Here is a 17,651-nt window from a genome sequence, read left to right as displayed (position 1 = left end):
CCGATGGAGTTTCAGGAAGTCGTCCGGCGCAGGCGGATGGTGCGCAAGTTCACCGACGAGCCCGTGTCCGAGGACAGCCTCCGCCGGATCATGCGCAACGCCTTGCGCGGGCCGTCCGCCGGGTTCTCGCAGGGGCAGGCGTTCCTGGTGCTGCAGGGCGACGACGTGCGCCGCTTCGCCGACACTCTCGAATCCTGGACGCTGAACGACGGTCTCAAGGCCGCGCCGGTCATCGTCATCCCGTTTTCGGTGAAGGACGCTTACCTCGACCGCTACGCCCAGCCGGACAAGGGCTGGACCGACCGCAGCGAGGACCACTGGCCGGTGCCGTTCTGGTACATCGACACCGGCATGGCCGTCCTGCTGATCCTGCAGACCGTCGTAGACGAAGGACTCGGCGCGGTGTATTTCGGCATCGGCGCGGAGGATTTCGACAAGCTGCGTGCCGAATTCGGCGTGCCCGCCAGCCACGAGCCGATCGGCGCGATCGCCATCGGCCACGACGCCGACGACCAGATCTCCGCGGGTGCTTCCCCGGCTGTCCGCAAGCGAAAGCCGGAGAGCGAAACCGTCCACTTCGGACAGTGGTAGGCCGCGACATCTTCTGACCGCGAGCCCCTTCGGCATCCACATGGTGCCGCCGGGGCCCGCGGCCTCCCCTGCGCCGCCGAGACAGAGGGTGAAGACGCGCTCAATGGCCGCTCGTTCGCCGAGCAGCACCGGTCGGAGGCGCGTTCCCGTAACGCTTCGACAATGCGTCCCCTGGCTCGCGGAGGCAGCAGATCCCCGGACCGGCGACACTGATTTCCGCGGCCGGTACCTGCCACCGCTCGGCCCAGTGAACTGCCGTTCTCGGCGTCGAGATCGCCCCCCGTTACCTTTTTCGTAGCTCCTGATCAAGGAGTTCGTGGTCGCCAGGCCCGGCATGACTGAGTCCCCCAGTCGCGTTCATGATCCGGGGGGTGGTGTCACCGGGTTTGGTGGCATCGAGGGACCGCTGATAGGGACACGGCCGCCCGCTGGGTAGGTCTCGTCGTAACGTGGCTGCCGGCCTTTGATGCTCGACTGGTGACCATGCACGACAAGACGGAAGATACCTTCGATGACCAGCGAATACGCCGTGTTCCTCGGCTTGGACGTCGGCAAGGGCGAGCATCACGCGGTCGGTCTGGATCCGGCCGGGAAACGGCTGCACGACGCTCCGCTGCCCAACAGTGAGCCGAAGTTGCGGGCGATGTTCGACAAACTCACTGTTCACGGCCCAGTCCTGGTCGTGGTGGACCAGCCCGCCACGATCGGCGCACTGCCCGTGGCGGTGGCCCGCGCCTGCGGGCACGAGGTGGCCTACCTGCCAGGGCTGGCGATGCGCCGCATCGCCGACCTCTACCCGGGCAACGCCAAAACCGACGCCCGCGACGCCTATGTCATCGCCGACGCCGCCCGCACCCTGCCCCACACCCTGCGCCGGCTCAACGTCGACGACGAAGCCCTGGCCGAGCTGGACGTGCTCGTCGGATTCGACGACGACCTCGCCGCCGAAGCGACCCGGGTCAGCAACCGCATCCGCGGCCTGCTCACCGGCATCCACCCCGCCCTCGAACGCGTCCTCGGCCCCAAAATCAGTCACTCTGCCGTGCTGGAAATCCTGTCCCGCTGCGGCGGCCCTATCGGGATCCGCAAGGCCGGTTGCCGCAAACTCGCGGCGATCGCCACCACCCACGCCCCACGCATGGGCACAAAACTGGTCGAGGACATCCTCGCCGCACTGGACGAGCAGACCGTCACCGTCGCGGGCACCGCCGCCGCGGACAAGATCCTGCCCAGACTCGCCGACAGCCTGAAAACCGTGCTGCAGCAACGGAAAACCGTCGCCGCCGAAGTCGAGGAGATACTCGATGCACACCCTCTTGCCCAGGTCCTGACATCGATGCCCGGCATCGGCGTCAGGACCGCCGCCCGCATCCTCCTCGAAATCGGCGACGCCTCCGGTTTCAAAACCTCCGGACACCTCGCCGCCTACGCCGGCATCGCCCCGGTCACCCACCGCTCCGGAACCTCGATCAAGGGCGAACACCCCGCCAGAACAGGCAACCGCAGACTCAAACGCGCCTTCTTCCTCGCCGCTTTCGCAGCCCTGTCCGACCCCACCAGCCGGACCTACTACGACCGGAAGAGAGCCGAGGGCAAGAAACACAACGCCGCGCTGATCTGCCTCGCCCGCCGCCGCTGCGACGTCCTGTTCGCCATGCTCCGCAGCCGCACCAACTACCGGCACCCCGAACCGACCAGTACCCCCGCTGCCGCTTGACAACAACATAGGGACACCCCCCGATGCGGGCGAGGGCGCTGCCACTGGCGGCGTCCGGACGATCCGCCGCGGTCATCGTTGTCACCGGAGACGTAACCAGGGACAACGCGAAAATGTTTCAAGAAGGCCGGAAAACCGCGAGAAGCGCCACGATTCCCGCCGCTTCGCTTCAACCGGCCCACCAGGCGCGAAAATACCCGCACTGGCCGTTTCCTCCCGGGCGAGATTCTGCGCGTTGGGGCCGCAGCAGCCACGTCCGCGAAGAACACACGGCGGAGCAGTCCGAAGTCGGCCGAACAGCGCAATGACACCAGCCGTCCGCCGCACGCCTCACCTGGATGGCATAAACCGGGGACGAGACGGAAATTCTCTCGAAAGTGCCATCAATCCCCGGAAACAGCACTTGCATATTCCAACTCGACGCACAATGTCACCGTATTCGAGGACCACCGAATCTTGACGGCCGCAGCAAGGCGATCCTGACCGGGCCGCGCAGCCGCGTGACACGCTCCGCACAGCGACCGCCCGGCCGCGGATTTCATCTCAGCAGAGCAGTTCCGCCTCGCCAACAGGGGAATCCTGACCCCAAAAGAGGGGAAATCCTGGTAGCATCGCCCGTGCGGAGGATCCGTTTGCGGTAAATGCACGACGACGATCATACTTCGCCGGAACCCTTCGCCGGACCGTCACGGTTCCGTCGACAGCCGCCACTGGCTGTTGAAAAATAAACGGTATTAGCGGCGTTAGACCTCTTTGCCAGAATAATGGTCTTTCAGGTGGTCTAGACCTCAATCTTCGCCCGTGCCGTATTTGTCAGCCGCGAGGCGCATCGAACAGGTCACGAAATTGTCAACACCGACGTCCGTCGGTTACGCCGGCGTTACATGAACCGATGATGAGGAATATGGATCTCACCGAGTACCCGGCCGCCCGCTCCGGCCCGGCGCCCGACACCGAGGAAGCATTCGCCCAGGTGATGGCCGAGGTCACCGGGCAGGACACCGTGTCGGTCGACAGCGACTTCTTCGCCGATCTCGGGGCCAACTCGCTCGTGATGGCACAGTTCTGCGCGCGAGTGCGCAAACGTGCCGATCTGCCCTCCGTCTCCATCAAGGACATTTACCGGAACCCGACCATCGCCCGTCTCGTCTCCGCGTTGGCCGAAACGGAGGAAGTCCCCGCCGAGGAGCCGGATCCCGCACCCGCGGAGCCGCCGAGACGGGCGAGCAGGCTCGAATACTTCGGCTGCGGAATCCTGCAGGCGACGATCTTCCTCGCCTATTCCTTCCTGGTGGCCCAGGTGCTCGGCGCGGGAACCGACTGGATCTTGGCCGGCACCGGACTGCTCGGCTACTACCTGCGGGCGGTCGGTTTCGGCGCGGTGGTGCTGATCATTCTGTGCACCCTTCCGATCGCGCTCAAATGGATCCTCGTCGGCCGCTGGAAGCCGGCGGAAATCCGCGTGTGGACCCTCGGCTACGTGCGATTCTGGGTCGTCAAGACGCTCGTCCAGCGGAACCTGCTGGTCCCGCTGTTCGTCGGCTCCCCGCTCTATTCGCTGTACCTGCGCGCGCTCGGCGCGAACATCGGCAAGGGCGTGACGATCTTCTCGCGCTTCGTCCCGGTGTGCACCGATCTGCTGACCATCGGAGAAGGCACGGTGGTCTGCAAGGACACCTACTTCACCACCTATCGCGCGCAGCACGGGTTGATCCGGACCGGACCGGTCGTGCTGGGCGCGCACTCCTACGTCGGCGAGATGTCCGTCCTCGACATCGAGACCCGGATCGGCGACAACGCCCAGCTCGGACACTCCTCGTCCCTGCACGCCGGGCAAGCGGTTCCGCGCGGGCAGAGCTGGCACGGCGTGCCCGCCGTCCCCGCCGACGTGCACTACCGGCGAGTCGAGCCGCGGGCCTGCGGCACCGTCCGGCGGGCGTTCTTCGCCGTGCGCCAGACGCTGACCGCGGTCTTCTTCCTGGCTCCGCTGGTGCTCGGCCTGGTCGCCTTCGTGCTGACCACGCTGCCGAACCTCAGCCCGGCGATGGGACTCGGCTCGGCCGTCCTCGACTTCACCTCCCCGCAGTTCTACGGGAAGGCCCTCGTCCTCTCCTTCGTCCTGTACTTCGGCCTGCGCCTCGCCGGGTTGCTGATCGTCACCCTGGTGCCGCGGCTGCTGAACCTCGCGCTCAAGCCCGGCGAGGTCTACCGCCTCTACACCCTCCGCTACACCGCGCACCGCGCCATCCGCGCGCTCACCAACCTGCGGTTCTTCAAAACGCTCCTCGGCGACAGCTCGGCGATCGTGCACTACCTGCGTGCGCTCGGATGCAAGGTCTCCAAGAAGGAACAGACCGGGTCCAATTTCGGGCTCGAGGAGAAATACGAGAACCCGTACCTGTTCGAGGCCGGGGCGGGCACGATGGTCGCCGACGGGCTGTCGGTGGTCAACGCCGAGTACACCAGCACCTCCTTCCGGCTTTCCCGGGTGCGCGTCGGGGCGCGGAACTTCCTCGGCAACCACGTCGTCTATCCCGCCGGGGCGAGGACCGGGGACAACTGCCTGCTCGCCACCAAAGTCCTGGTGCCGCTCGACGGCCCGGTGCGCGAGGGCGTCGGGCTGCTCGGCTCCCCCAGCTTCGAGATCCCGCGCTCGGTGGAGCGCGACAGCCAGTTCGACCATCCGAAGACCCCGGAGGAATTCCGGCGCAGGCTGGCCGCCAAGACGCGGCACAACGCCGGGGGCATGCTGCTGTACTGCCTGGCCCAGTGGCTGTTCTTCTACGGGATGCTGCTGCTGACGTGGGCCTCGGACGTCTACTACGACCTGATCGGCCCGCCGCTGTTCGCGGTCGACACCGTGGTTTTCCTGCTGTACGGCATCGGCTATTTCGTCGCGCTGGAACGGATCACGGTCCTCGTCCGGCCGTTGCGCCCGGTGTCGTGCTCGATCTACGACCGGCGGTTCTGGCGGCAGGAACGGTTCTGGAAAGCGGCCGCGACCAACGCCCACCTGCAAGCGCTCAACGGCACCCCGTTCAAGAGCGTGCTGTGGCGGATGCTGGGCATCAAGGTCGGCAAGCGCCTGTTCGACGACGGCGCGGGCATCATCGAAAAAACGTTGGTGCGCATAGGAGACGACGTCACCCTCAACGCCGGGTCCGTCGTCCAGTGCCATTCGCAGGAGGACGGCGGTTTCAAGATGGACCGCATCTGCCTCGGCAGCGGGTGCACGGTCGGCGTCGGAGCGCTCGTGCATTACGGCGTGACGATGGGCGAGGGCTCGACGCTCGCCCCCGATTCCTTCCTCATGAAGGGCACTGAGGTCCCGGACGGAGCGCACTGGGGCGGGAACCCCGCGCACGAAATCCGGGCCGGCCGCCGTCAGCTGGCGGGGAAATCGTGACGGAGCACAGACAACCACGGGAAGGACAGCCCATGAGAACCGGACTGGGAGCGGTTCGCGAGCACTGGCGCGAAGTACTCGCCGCGGGCGGCCGCACCAGCGTCCCGCGCTGGACGCTGGAGGCCGGCACCGCGATCGGCGACCACGAAACGCCGGTCCCCCGGGGCCTCGCGGCCGCCCTGCGGCTGCTCGCCGACCAGCTGCGGGTGCCGCTGACTTCGGTGCTGCTCGCCGCGCACGCCAAGGTGCTCGCCGCGTTGTCCGGCGAAGCCGAGGTGTGCACCGGCTACGTGGCCGAGCCGGGCGGCGCGCCACTGCCGTGCCGGCTCAGCACCGAAGCCGAGACCTGGCGCGACCTGATCGAGCACACCGCGCGGATCGACGCGGAGACCCGGGAGTTCCGGGACTTCCCGGTCGACGAGCTGCGCGCCGAACTCGGTCTCGCCGAGCCGCCGTTCGAGACGGTCTTCGACCCGACCGGCACTGCTGGGGATCTCGCCGCGGACACCGTGCTGCGGCTGGACGTTTCGCCTGAACTGGAGAAGCTCCGGCTGCGCTTCCGCACCGAGGTGCTGGATTCCGAAGCCGCCGAGCGGATCCTCGGCTACCACCTGAGCGCGCTCACGCTCATCCGCACCGACGTCGCCGCGCCGCACCGCGAAACGACACTGCTCTCGGCGGCGGAACTCAAACTGCAGCTGGAAGGGCTCGCCGGGCCGCACGTCGAAGTGCCGGACCTGCGCTGCCACGAGCTGTTCCAGCGCAGCGTCGCCCGGCATCCGGACGCGATCGCCGCGGTGCACGGCGACCGGCAGTGGACGTACCGGGAGCTCAATGGGCGCGCCAACCGCCTGGCGAGGGCACTGGTCGCGCGCGGGCTGCGGCGCGAGGGCGTCGTCGCGGTGGTGACCGAACGCAATCTGGACTGGATGGCCGCCGTGCTCGCGGTGTTCAAGGCAGGCGGCGTCTACCTGCCCATCGAGCCGCATTTCCCGACCGACCGCATCGCGACCACGCTGCGCCGGGCCGACTGCGAACTGGTGCTGACCGAACCGGGCAGCACCGCCACACTGCGGAAGGCGGTCGAATCGCTGCCCGGCGTGCGCACCTTGTTCGTGGACGCCGCGTACGAGGAGGACCACTCCGAAGACGATCTCGACCTCGCCGTCGACGCCGGCCAGCTCGCCTACATCTACTTCACCTCGGGCTCCACCGGCGAGCCGAAGGGCGCGATGTGCGAGCACGCCGGAATGGTCAACCATCTCTACGCCAAGATCAACGACCTCGGCATCACCCAGGATTCGGTGGTGGCGCAGGTCGCGCCGCAGTGCTTCGACATCTCCTTGTGGCAGCTGGTTTCCGCGCTGCTGGTCGGCGGGACCACGCTGCTGATCGAACAGGACGTGATCCTCGACGCCGACCGGTTCGTGGCCAAACTCGCCCGCGGCCGGGTCTCCGTACTGCAGGTCGTGCCCTCGTATCTCGAGGTCGTCCTGTCCGCGGTGGACCGGAACCCGGTCGCGCTGCCGGATCTGCGCTGTGTGTCGGTGACCGGCGAGGCGCTCAAGACCGAGCTGGCGCAACGCTGGTTCGCCGCGATGCCGGACGTCAAGCTGGTCAACGCCTACGGCCTCACCGAAACCTCGGACGACACCAACCACGAGGTGATGGACCGCGCGCCGACGCGGGAGCGGGTGCCGCTCGGGCCGCCGGTGCAGAACGTGCGCGTGTACGTCGTCGACGAGCGGCTCGACCCGGTCCCGCTCGGCGCGCCCGGCGAGATCGTGTTCTCCGGGGTGTGCGTCGGCCGCGGTTATGTCAACGACCCGGAACGCACGGCGCGGGCGTTCACCACCGACCCGCACCGTCCGGACTCGCGGCTCTACCGCAGCGGCGACCACGGCCGCTGGCTTCCGGACGGCAAGCTGGAATTCCTCGGCCGACGCGATTCGCAGGTCAAAATCCGCGGTTTCCGGATCGAGATCGGCGAAATCGAGAACACGCTGCTGCGAGTGCCCGGGGTGCGCGACGGTGCCGTGGTCGTGGCCGATCGCGGCGGGCAAGGCAAACAGCTCGTCGCGTTCTACTCCGGCCGGGAACCGCTCGACCACGAACTGATGCGGGAGCACCTCGGGGCCGCGCTGCCGGAGTACATGCTCCCCTCGGCGTTCCATTGGCGGGAGCACTTGCCGCTGACCGGCAACGGAAAGATCGACAAGAAGAACCTCGCCGCGCTGGCCGTCGGCCTCGACGCCGCGGAAGAGGACCACGACGAACCGGTCACCGGCGCCGAACAGCGGCTCGCCGCGGCCTGGGCGCAGGTGCTCGGCCTCCGGCCCGGCCAGATCGGCCGCCGGGACCATTTCTTCGACCGGGGCGGCACCTCGCTGTCCGCGGTGAAACTGGCGATCGCGCTCGACCGCGCGGTCTCGATCAAGGACGTCGCCGCGCACCCGGTGCTCGCCGACCTGGCCGCGCTGCTCGACAGCCGGTCCCGCCTCTCCTGACCCTCTCCCGCCACGGAAATCGGAAGGATCGCCCGATGTCGTTGTCCAAATTCCTGCCGAAGACTTCTCCGCCCGAGCCGGATTTCCGTCCCGGCCTCCCCGCGGTGCTGCGGGCCGAGGCGGGCGGCGACCCGGCCGGCTGGGCGAGCACGCACCGGGAGACGGTGCGAAGACTTGTCGCCGAACACGGCGCGGTGCTCGTCCGAGGTCTCGGGCTCGCCGACCAGACCGCCGTCGCGGCCGTGTTCGGGAGGCTGACCGACCTGCTGATGACCGAGCGGGAGGCCTTCGCGCCCCGCACGGCGTACCCCGGCGGGGTGCACTCCTCGACCGAATGGCCGCCGAACCAGCCGATGTGCATGCACCACGAACTCAGCTACGCCCTCGAATTCCCAGGCCTGATGCTCTTCGCCTGCGTCAGCCCGCCGTCCTCCGGAGGGGTCACCGGAGTCAGCGATTCGACCGCCGTCCTGGCCTCGCTGCCCGCCGATCTGCGCGCGCGGTTCGAGCGCGACGGCTGGCTGCTCACCCGCAGCTTCAACGACGAGATCGGAGCCTCGGTCGCCGAAGCGTTCGGCACCGACGACCGTTCCGCGATCGAGAATTACTGCCGGGCCAACCGGATCGAGTTCGCCTGGCAAGCGGACGGCGGCCTGCGCACCCGGCAGCGCCGCGACGCGATCGTCGGGCATCCGGTCACCGGCCGGCCCTGCTGGTTCAACCAGATCGCCTTCCTCAACGAGTGGACGATGGCCCCCGAGGTGCGCGAGTACCTCGTCGACATCTACGGAGCGGACGGGCTTCCGTTCACCACCCGCTTCGGCAACGGCGACCCGATCGGCGAGGACGTCGTGCAGCTGCTCAACGAGGTGTACGAGGAACACACCGTGCGCGAACCGTGGCAGGCGGGAGATCTGCTGCTGGTCGACAACGTCCGCACCGCGCACAGCCGGGACGCCTACGAGGGCCCGCGCGAGGTGCTCGTCGGGCTCGCCGACCCGGTGCGGCTTTCCGACTGCTCGCTGCGTTCCGAGGGGGAAAACCAGTGACCGCACACTCTTTCACCGCCGAATCCGCGTCCGCGGACCCGGTCGCCGTGCCGCCGTTCGCGGTGATCTCCGGCGCCCAGGTCCAGCGGGCGCTGTCCGGGCGCGAACGCGAGATCGTCGACCTCGTCGAGACCGCCTACCGGGTGCACGGCTCGGGCGATTCGGTCAACCCGCCGTCCTGTTTCCTGCGCTTCCCCGACCGCCCGGCCGACCGGATCATCGCCCTGCCCGCCTCGCTCGGCGGCACGACGAACGTCGCGGGCCTGAAGTGGATTTCGAGCTTCCCGGGCAACGTGGCCGCGGGGATCCCGAGGGCGTCGGCGGTGCTGATCCTGAACGACCTCGCGACCGGTTATCCGTTCGCCTGCCTGGAAAGCTCCATCATCAGCGCTACCAGGACCGCCGCCTCCGCCGCGCTCGCCGCGGACTGGCTCAGCCGGACCCGCGGCCGTCCCCGGCGAGCCGGATTCTTCGGCGTCGGCCTGATCGCCCGCTACATCCACACCTTCCTCGCCGGGACCGGCTGGGAGTTCGACGAAATCAACGTGCACGACCTGCATCCGGACAGCGCCGCCGGATTCCGCGGCTACCTGGAGCAGTCCGGGTTCGCCGGCGAGATCAGCGTCCACGAGACCGCCGAGGGTCTGGTCCGCGACAGCGATCTGGTGGTCTTCGCGACCATCGCCGGCGAACCGCACGTGCACGATCCCTCGTGGTTCTCGCACAATCCGCTGGTCCTGCACGTGTCCTTGCGCGACCTCGCGCCGGAAGTCCTGCTGGCTTCGGCGAACATCGTCGACGACGTCGACCACTGCCTCAAGGCCAACACCTCGCCGCACCTGGTCGAACAACGCACCGGCAGCCGGGATTTCCTGCTCGGCACCCTCGACGACGTGCTGTCCGGCCGGGTCAGACCGCCCGCCGGCCAGCCGTTGATCTTCTCCCCGTTCGGGCTCGGCGTCCTCGACCTCGCGGTCGGGGCCTTTGTCCACGAGAGAGTGTCCGACGCCGGCGGACTGCACGTCATCGAGGACTTTTTCCACGAGCTGCGCCGGTATGGCTGAGCGCCGTCCGCCACTGAGCTTTGCCTGACGAGGAGACCACTGTGCCAGTCATCACCGTTCCCGAAGCTTTCAACGAGGAGGCGCTGTATGTCGACCTCCGCTGGAGTTTCGGCTATTCGCTCTACCTCAAGTGCGAGGGGTTCAACTTCGCCGGCTCCATCAAGCTGAAGGCCGCGACCGAGATGGTCGACGCGGCCGAACGCGACGGCCTGCTGCGGCCGGGCTCGATCATCGTCGAGTCGTCCTCGGGCAACCTCGGCGTAGCGCTGAGCGCGATCGCGGCCAGCCGGGGGTACAAATTCCTGTGCGTCACCGATTCGCGCTGCAATCTGGCGACGCGCCGCGCCATCGAGGCGCTCGGCAACGAGGTGCACATCGTCACCGAACCCACTCCCGAAGGCGGTTTCCTCGGGGCGCGCATCGACCACGTGCGCATGCTGTGCGATTCCGACGAGCGCTACGTCTGGCTCAACCAGTACACCAACCCGGACAACTGGGGAGCGCATTTCCACCGCACCGGACCGGAAATCGCCGCCGCGTTCCCGAATCTCGACGTGCTGTTCGTCGGCGCGGGCACCACGGGCACCCTGATGGGCTGCGCGCGGTTCTTCCGGCAGTGGCAGCGGCCGGTGCGGATCGTCGCGATCGACAGCGTCGGCTCGGTGACCTTCGGCGGCCCGGCGGGCAGGCGGATGCTGCCGGGACTGGGCACCAGCGTGCGCCCGCCGATCCTCGACGAGTCCTATGTGGACGACGTGGTCCTGGTCGAGGAACCGGACGCGGTCCGGGCGTGCCACCGGCTGGCGCGCAACGGCTTCCTGTTCGGCGGCTCGACCGGGACGGTGGTCAGCGGGGCCACCGGCTGGCTGTCCGAACACGACGCGCACCATCTGACCGCGGTGGCCGTCGCCCCGGACCTCGGCGAGCGCTACCTCGACACGATCTACCAGACCAACTGGCTGCGGGGCATCTACGGAGAGGACGTGCTTTCTCCGCGGCCCCGGCAGTCCGTCTGATCCGCGCGCGGCGGCGCATCGGCACCCCCGGTGCGCCGCTGCCCGGGGTGGATCAGACCTTCTTCTGCCATTCCTCCCAGCTGAAGCGCCAGTCGGTCCAGCCGTCGCCGGGTTTGACGTCCACTCCGGTGTCGGTCACGACAACGACGTCCCCGCGATGGGAGTTCTCGTAAAACCACCTCGCGTTCTCGACGCTGACGTTCAGGCAGCCGTGCGAGGTGTTGGTACGCCCCTGCTGCCGGACCGACCAGGGCGCGGAGTGCAGGAACTGGCCCGAGTTGGTGAGCCGCAGCGCGTATTTGACCGTGGTGCGGTAGCCGCCCGGCGAGTCGGTGGGGACGCCGTACGTGCTGGAGTCCATTGTGTACGGCGACTGCACGGTCATGATCAGCATCGTGCCGGAGACGCTGCGCGCCGACGGCTTGCCGAGGCTGACCGGAGACGTCAGGACGAGCTGGCCGTCCTTGTACGTCCGCATCTGCTTTTCGTGGTCGGACACCTTCGAGATGATCGACGGCCCGGTCTTGAAGGTGATCTTGCGGTCGGCCTTGCCGAACACCCCGTTGCCGAGCGCGCGGCCGGCGATCTTGATGTCGAGGGTGATCGTCGAGTATGCGGGCCAGTACTCCTTGGTGCGGTAATGCACCTCGTCGTCGCCGAACCAGCGCCACGCCCCGGTGGCGGGCTTGTCCGAGGTGACGGTGAGCATCTTCTCGGCGGCGGCCTTGTCCGTGACCGGCGCGGAGAACTTGACCGTGATCGGCATGCCGACCCCGGTGGTCTCGCCGTCGAGCGGGATCACCGACGGATACGCCCGCGCCCGGGCGGTCGCGGTGGCGAAGGTGCTGGTGCGGGTCACCGGCTTGCCGTCCGCGCCGGCCGAGCGTGCAGTGAGCGTGTACTTCGTGCCGTATTCGAGGGGCTTGCTGGTAGTCCAGCGCTGCTTCGCCGGGTCCATCTCGCCGGGAACCGCGGCGCCGTCCGCGGCCGCGAGGGTGACCTCGCTCAGCGTCCCCCCGCCGGCTACCGCGGTGACGGGTTCGCCGGGCGCCACGTCTTTCGCGCCGTCCTTCGGCCCGAGGTCGAGGGTCGCGGGCACCGTCGCGGCGCTCGTCTTCTGGTCGGCGGCGGGGCCGGGATCCGGTGTGGCCGTGCACCCCGCCGTCAACGCCAGCCCGGCAAGGATCCCCGCGATGATCTGCGTTTTTCGCCCCAGCACCTGATTCGCCCCCATTCGCCTTACTACCGGACATAGTAGTCATACCGGTCAGGCGTGGAGCAGGGCGGGAGCAGCCGTCCCGGCTCCGGCGACGATCAGGGTCGCGGCCATGCTGACGGGGAGCAACGCTGCCGCGGCGAGGGCCAGAAGGCCGTCCGCTGTCGCGGTGTCGTGGCTGCGGGCGAGGTGCTCCAGCCTCAGTGCGGTGACCGCCGAACGCGCTGGATGCATCCGTGCCAGCGCAGCACGGACCGTCGCCGGTCCGCGCCGACGGCCAGCCGCGGCATCCGCGCTCAGCGGGACGAACGGCAGTGCCGCCGCCACCGCGTGCGCGAACCCGACCAGCCAGTGATGGCGTCCACGCAGATGGGACCGTTCGTGGTCGACCACCGCCGCGAACGCCCCGGCCGCGCCCGCCACGAGCAGCGCGCCCGATCCGCCGACCACCTCGTCCAGATGCAGCACCTCGCGGTGGGGCAAGACGTCGAGACGCGGCCGCGCGACCAACCGCCGCGCCACCTCGTGTCCCGCTCCGAACGCCGCCGCAACCGCACCTGTTCCGGCGGCGATCATGCTGCCCAGCAACAGAATCCACGCGGCAAGGCGAACCGGCGCAGGCATCCGCGCCCGCAATGCCCAGCGCAGCAACAACGGTCCGCAGCAGCCCGCCATCGCCGCGGTCAAGACGAGCGCCGCGGAGACGATCACGCGCGCTTCCGCAGCCCGCGCCGCAACGCTTCCCGCTCCCCCTCGGACGCCGACTGCGCGAAATGCAGCAGCACCCCATCGGGATCGCCGACGTCGGCGAGCAGGTTCCGCATCGCGCGCGCCGCGGCTTCTTCTCGCGAGCGGGTCGGCGTGTAGCAGTAGGCGCGGCTGCGTTTTTCGCGTGCCACCCAGCCTTTGCGGTGCAAATGATCGAGCACGGTGAGGACGGTGGTGTAGGCGAGGTCGCGGTTCAGCTCGTCCAGCACTTCGCGGACCGTGCGCGCTTCGCCCGCGCGCCACAAGACGTCCATCGCCGCGGATTCCAGCTCGCCCAGTCCGTGCACGCTCCGCATCCTAGGGTTCGCTCGCGGAATCAGCGCCGTCCGGTGAACCGGTAAGTCGGCCCGTGCGACCGCTCGCAATGCTCCGCCCGGTCCTCGTCCACGTGGTCCACCTGCAACGTCGTGTGGTCGAGCCGATGCCGGGACCGCATGATCTCCTCGATCCCGGCGCGCACCGCGTGGCAGTCGGCGGCGGGCCGCACCAGCACGTGCGCGGACAGCGCGGGCTCGCCCGAGGTGATCTGCCAGATGTGCAGGTCGTGCACCTGCACCACGTCCGGGACGCACGCCACCTGGTCCCCGACCGTCTCCGGATCGATCCCCGCGGGCGCGGCCTCCAGGAAGATCCGGCCCGATTCGCGGACCAGCCCCCACCCCGCCTTCGCCATCAGGGCGGCGACCACGAGCGCGGCGATCGCGTCCGCGCGAGCGAAGCCCGTCGCCCACACGACCGCGCCGGCGACCGCGGTCGCGATGAACGCGTACAGGTCGTTGAGGATGTGCTGGAACGCGCCCTCGACGTTCAGGCTCGACCGGTTCGCCCGGCTGATGCACCAGCTGGCCGCGACGCTCACGACGATCCCGGCCAGTGCCGTGAAGAGCACGAGCGCGCCCTGGACTTCCGGCGGTGCGATCAGCCGGGTCACCGACTCGTAGAGGAACCACGCGGTCAGCAGCAGCAAGGTGATCCCGTTGGCCTGCGCGGACAGGATTTCCGCACGCTTGAGCCCGTAGGTGAACCCGCCCTTCGCCGGACGCGCGGCCAGCCGGATCGCGACCAGGGCGAGAACGATCGACGCGGCGTCGGTCAGCATGTGGCCCGCGTCCGTGATCAGCGCGAGCGACCCGGCGAGCACGCCGACGACCAGCTCGACGGCCATGAACCCGACGATCAGCACCAAAGCCCGCACCAGCCACGCGCGGTCCGCTCCCGCCGCGACCCCGTGGCCGTGTCCGTGCCCCGTGTTGTGCTCGCTCACCCCGCACCGTCCTGACATATAGCGAAACGTGCATGCATTGTCCCGCACGCCCCGTCCGCACGTCCACCCGAGGTCACCCGCGCGGTCCGATCCGGACGCCGAGCCCGCGCGGCCAGCGCAGCGGATCGGTCCTGCGCTCGCCGGCCGACCAGGCCTCGAGATGCAGATGCGGCCCGGTCGACTGGCCCCGCTTGCCCGCCTCGGCGATGACCTGCCCTGCTGCCGCCCGCTGCCCGACGGAGACCGGATAGCGGTTGAGGTGGCCGCACCCGGTGACGGTCCCGTCCTCGTGCCGGACGCGGACCCAAAGCCCGAACCCGCTCGCCGGACCGGCCTCGATCACCGTCCCGGCGAGCGGTGTCCGGACCGGAGCGCCGATGGCGTTCGCGACGTCCAGGCCGTCGTGGGTCGTTCCCGAGCGGGCGCCGTAGTTCGAGGTGATCGTGCCGGTCACCGGGGCGTATGCACGGGCTTTCTGCCGTGTCCGCGCTTCTCGCTGCAGCCGTTCGAACGCCGCCTGCGGGCACCCACCACGGTGCTCCTCTCACCGGACCTTGGGCCAGTTACTACGGCGGATAGGAGATGATGCCGGGATCAGTGCGCGGTGAGCCCGCCGTCGACCACCAGTTCGGTTCCGGTGACGAACGAGGACTCGTCGCTGGCCAGGAAAAGCATCGCGTGCGCGACCTCGGCGGGGCTGCCCGCGCGGCGCATCGGCGTGCGGACGATGTCGGGCTGCCGGTCGCCCTGCTCGTCGAGCAGGTCCTGGATCATCGGCGTGGCGATGACGCCCGGATGCACCGAATTGACCCGGACCCCGCGCGTCGCGTATTCGACGGCGGCGGTCTTGGTCAGCAACCGCACCGCGCCCTTCGACGCCTGGTACGCGGCGGCCGCGCCGCTGCCGACCAGGCCCAGCACCGAGGAAGTGTTGACCACCGATCCGTTGCCGGAGGCGCGCAACAGGGGCATGGCCGTCCTCATCCCGAGCCAGGTACCGGTCTGATTGACCGCGATCACCCGGTCCCAGGCGTCCGGCGTGGTTTCTTCGACGCCCGGCCAGTCCACGATCCCGGCGATGTTGACGAGAATGTCGAGCCGGCCGAAACGCTGCCGGGTCCGTTCGACGGTTTCGCGCCAGTTTTCCGGCGACGACACATCCAACCGGTCGGCCAGCACGTCGGTTTCCAGCCTCGCCGCGAGCTTTTCCACGGCTTCCCGGTCGACATCGGTGACGACCAGGCTGGCGCCTTCGCGGGCGAACAGTTCCGCCGTGGCTTGTCCGATACCGCCGGTCGCTCCGGTGAGCAACGCGACCTTTCCGTTGAGCCGCATGGGGTATTCCTTTCGTCGGAGGGAAATCACGCCGCGGTGTAGCCGCCGTCGGCCGCGACGACGGCGCCGGTGACGAACGCGGACCGCGGCGAAGCCAAAAAGCCGATCACCTCGGCGATTTCTTCGGGTTGCGCGACCCGGCCGAGAGGGTGAGCGTCGCCGAAGGACCGCAGATACGCCCGGCTGTCGGCGCGGAAGGTGTCCAGCAGGTCTGTCTCGATCACGCCTGGGGCAACAACATTCGCGCGGATTCCGTGCGGAGCGCCTTCCAGCGCAAGCACTTTTGTCAACTGCGCCAGCGCTCCTTTGGACGCGCTGTACGCCGCTGCCTCGGCCAGCCCGACCGTGCTGGCGAACGAGCCGACCGTGACGATCGCGCCCCCGCCGTGGTCGCGCATCACCCGAAACGCCTCTCGCGCGTGCAGAAACGCGCCGCGGGCGTTGACGGACATCACCTCGTCCCAGTCCGCCGCGGTCGTCTCGGTGACTGGTTTGTTCACCGAACGACCGGCGTTGGCGACCAGGATGTCGAGACCGCCGAACCGTTCGAGCGCCGTCGCCGCCGACCGCACCGCGACGTCCTCTTCGGACACATCGCCGACCAGCGTCGCCACGCAGTCGAACCGGTCGGCGAGTTCCCGCACCGCGGGCCGGACATCGGTCGCCAGCACATTTGCCCCGTGCTCATGCAGCCAAGCGACCGTCGCCGCGCCCACCCCGCGCGCGGCCCCCGTGACCAGCGCGGTCTTTCCCGCCAATTCCTTCGTCATGCCGACCAGTCTCAGCGGCTACGGATCTTGGTGACAGGACGTGCCACACCCACCCAGCCGCCGCCTACCCTGGTTCGCATGGGCAGTACGGAACTGGGCGACTTCCTGCGCGCACGCCGCGCACAACGCACCCCGGAGGACGCCGACGTGCGCTACTCCGGCAGGCGCAAGGTCAACGGGCTGCGCCGCGAGGAAGTCGCCGTGCTGGCCGGGGTGAACGTCGACTACTACGCGCGGTTGGAACAGGGCCGCGAAACCCGGCCGTCACCGCAGGTGCTCGACGCCCTCAGCCGCGCCTTGGACCTGGACCCCGACGCGCGCGAACACCTGTACCGCCTCGCCGGCACCGCCCCGCCCGACGTGCCTTCCCCAGCGCCCCGCACGGTGAGCCCCGAACTCCGGCAGCTCATGGACAGCCATCCGCACGCGCCCGCGTTCGTGCTCAACCGCGTCCTGGACATCCTGGCCGCGAACGCCCTCGCCGACGCGCTGTTCTCCCCCTTCAGCGCAGCGGACAACCTGGCGCGAATGACGTTCCTCGACCCGGCGGGGCGCGAGTTCTACGCCCGCTGGGACTGGACCGCCCAAGCCACCGTGGCGAACCTCCGCGCGGCAGCCGGAGACCCCGCCCAGCCGCGGTTGGTCGCGGAACTCAGCGAGGGCAGCGAGGAATTCCGTGCGCTGTGGGAAACCCATCAGGTGCGCGGAAAGACTCACGAGCCGAAGCACCTCGTGCATCCGGCGGTCGGGCCGCTGACGCTGACCTATCAGGCGTTCGACGTGCGCAGTGCGCCTGGGCAGCAGTTGATCATTTATCAGGCTGAGCCGGGCAGTGCGAGTGCTGATGCGCTCTCGTTGCTGCGGACTATTCCGCTGCGAGTGCGCACTTAGCAACAAATCGGCGGCCGCGCGCCGTGTCAAGTTTCGGAGGCAGGGGCGGTCGCGCAG

15 protein-coding genes are annotated in these 17,651 nt (G+C 68.9%); 8 read left to right on the top strand and 7 right to left on the bottom strand.

What is annotated here, in order from left to right; all coding sequences use genetic code 11:
• The first annotated feature begins 3 nt into the window (after positions 1-3).
• The 7 genes from ATK30_RS36030 (at position 4) to sbnA (ending at position 11,350) form a co-directional block, all read left to right on the top strand.
• A complete protein-coding gene (locus ATK30_RS36030; protein ID WP_101439229.1) occupies positions 4-591 on the top strand; it encodes a nitroreductase family protein in 588 nt (195 codons plus the stop codon).
• A 511-nt stretch (positions 592-1,102) separates the two neighbouring features.
• Positions 1,103-2,308, top strand: a complete 1,206-nt coding sequence (locus ATK30_RS36025) for an IS110 family RNA-guided transposase (RefSeq protein ID WP_037361642.1) — start codon at positions 1,103-1,105, stop codon at positions 2,306-2,308.
• A 904-nt stretch (positions 2,309-3,212) separates the two neighbouring features.
• Positions 3,213-5,714 (top strand): Pls/PosA family non-ribosomal peptide synthetase, encoded by a 2,502-nt coding sequence (locus ATK30_RS36020; protein WP_208637510.1) that lies wholly within the window; start codon positions 3,213-3,215, stop codon positions 5,712-5,714.
• Positions 5,715-5,746: 32 nt separating this feature from the next.
• Entirely contained in the window at positions 5,747-8,221 is a 2,475-nt protein-coding gene (locus ATK30_RS36015) for a non-ribosomal peptide synthetase (RefSeq protein WP_101439227.1), read from the top strand.
• A 35-nt stretch (positions 8,222-8,256) separates the two neighbouring features.
• Positions 8,257-9,270: a TauD/TfdA family dioxygenase gene (locus ATK30_RS36010; protein WP_101439226.1), complete on the top strand. Its 1,014-nt coding sequence runs from the start codon at positions 8,257-8,259 to the stop codon at positions 9,268-9,270.
• Positions 9,267-10,334 carry a 2,3-diaminopropionate biosynthesis protein SbnB gene (gene sbnB, locus ATK30_RS36005; RefSeq protein ID WP_101439225.1) on the top strand — a complete coding sequence of 356 codons (1,068 nt, stop codon included), beginning with the start codon at positions 9,267-9,269 and terminating at the stop codon, positions 10,332-10,334. The genes ATK30_RS36010 and sbnB overlap by 4 nt, the downstream gene beginning before the upstream one ends.
• A 41-nt stretch (positions 10,335-10,375) precedes the next feature.
• Entirely contained in the window at positions 10,376-11,350 is a 975-nt protein-coding gene (gene sbnA, locus ATK30_RS36000; protein WP_101439224.1) for a 2,3-diaminopropionate biosynthesis protein SbnA, read from the top strand.
• 52 nt (positions 11,351-11,402) lie between these two features.
• On the opposite strand, the gene ATK30_RS35995 is transcribed toward sbnA, so the two are convergent.
• The 7 genes from ATK30_RS35995 to ATK30_RS35965 form a co-directional block, all read right to left on the bottom strand.
• On the bottom strand, positions 11,403-12,584 hold the full coding sequence (locus ATK30_RS35995; RefSeq protein WP_101439223.1) for a L,D-transpeptidase: 1,182 nt from the start codon (positions 12,582-12,584) through the stop codon (positions 11,403-11,405).
• A 33-nt stretch (positions 12,585-12,617) separates the two neighbouring features.
• Positions 12,618-13,277, bottom strand: a complete 660-nt coding sequence (locus ATK30_RS45820; protein ID WP_101439222.1) for a M48 family metalloprotease — start codon at positions 13,275-13,277, stop codon at positions 12,618-12,620.
• A complete protein-coding gene (locus ATK30_RS35985) occupies positions 13,274-13,621 on the bottom strand; it encodes a BlaI/MecI/CopY family transcriptional regulator (protein WP_208637509.1) in 348 nt (115 codons plus the stop codon). Before ATK30_RS35985 ends, ATK30_RS45820 begins: the two co-directional genes overlap by 4 nt.
• 29 nt (positions 13,622-13,650) lie before the next feature.
• Entirely contained in the window at positions 13,651-14,598 is a 948-nt protein-coding gene (locus ATK30_RS35980) for a cation diffusion facilitator family transporter (protein WP_244194827.1), read from the bottom strand.
• Positions 14,599-14,671: 73 nt separating this feature from the next.
• Positions 14,672-15,052: a M23 family metallopeptidase gene (locus ATK30_RS35975; RefSeq protein WP_244194826.1), complete on the bottom strand. Its 381-nt coding sequence runs from the start codon at positions 15,050-15,052 to the stop codon at positions 14,672-14,674.
• A 140-nt stretch (positions 15,053-15,192) separates the two neighbouring features.
• Complete coding sequence (locus ATK30_RS35970; protein ID WP_101439219.1) at positions 15,193-15,933, bottom strand: SDR family NAD(P)-dependent oxidoreductase; 741 nt, start codon at positions 15,931-15,933, stop codon at positions 15,193-15,195.
• Between the two features lie 26 nt (positions 15,934-15,959).
• Positions 15,960-16,703, bottom strand: coding sequence for an SDR family NAD(P)-dependent oxidoreductase (locus tag ATK30_RS35965; protein WP_101439218.1), 744 nt, complete (start codon positions 16,701-16,703; stop codon positions 15,960-15,962).
• Between the two features lie 78 nt (positions 16,704-16,781).
• On the opposite strand from ATK30_RS35965, the gene ATK30_RS35960 reads away from it, so the two are divergent.
• Positions 16,782-17,594, top strand: a complete 813-nt coding sequence (locus ATK30_RS35960) for a helix-turn-helix transcriptional regulator (RefSeq protein ID WP_101439217.1) — start codon at positions 16,782-16,784, stop codon at positions 17,592-17,594.
• Positions 17,595-17,651: the final 57 nt, after the last annotated feature.

Origin of the sequence: Amycolatopsis echigonensis (assembly GCF_002846615.1) — a bacterium.
GTDB lineage: Bacteria > Actinomycetota > Actinomycetes > Mycobacteriales > Pseudonocardiaceae > Amycolatopsis > Amycolatopsis echigonensis.
The sequence above is the reverse complement of the archived record's forward strand: the minus strand, read 5'-3'. Positions and strand labels throughout refer to the sequence as shown.

Coding starts and splice junctions, on each gene's coding strand:
- ATK30_RS36025 (WP_037361642.1), top strand. CDS start 1,103: ATGACCAGCGAATACGCCGTGTTCCTCGGCTTGGACGTCGGCAAGGGC.
- ATK30_RS36010 (WP_101439226.1), top strand. CDS start 8,257: ATGTCGTTGTCCAAATTCCTGCCGAAGACTTCTCCGCCCGAGCCGGAT.
- ATK30_RS36015 (WP_101439227.1), top strand. CDS start 5,747: ATGAGAACCGGACTGGGAGCGGTTCGCGAGCACTGGCGCGAAGTACTC.
- ATK30_RS35995 (WP_101439223.1), bottom strand. CDS start 12,584: ATGGGGGCGAATCAGGTGCTGGGGCGAAAAACGCAGATCATCGCGGGG.
- ATK30_RS35960 (WP_101439217.1), top strand. CDS start 16,782: ATGGGCAGTACGGAACTGGGCGACTTCCTGCGCGCACGCCGCGCACAA.
- ATK30_RS36020 (WP_208637510.1), top strand. CDS start 3,213: ATGGATCTCACCGAGTACCCGGCCGCCCGCTCCGGCCCGGCGCCCGAC.
- ATK30_RS35965 (WP_101439218.1), bottom strand. CDS start 16,703: ATGACGAAGGAATTGGCGGGAAAGACCGCGCTGGTCACGGGGGCCGCG.
- ATK30_RS35970 (WP_101439219.1), bottom strand. CDS start 15,933: ATGCGGCTCAACGGAAAGGTCGCGTTGCTCACCGGAGCGACCGGCGGT.
- ATK30_RS36030 (WP_101439229.1), top strand. CDS start 4: ATGGAGTTTCAGGAAGTCGTCCGGCGCAGGCGGATGGTGCGCAAGTTC.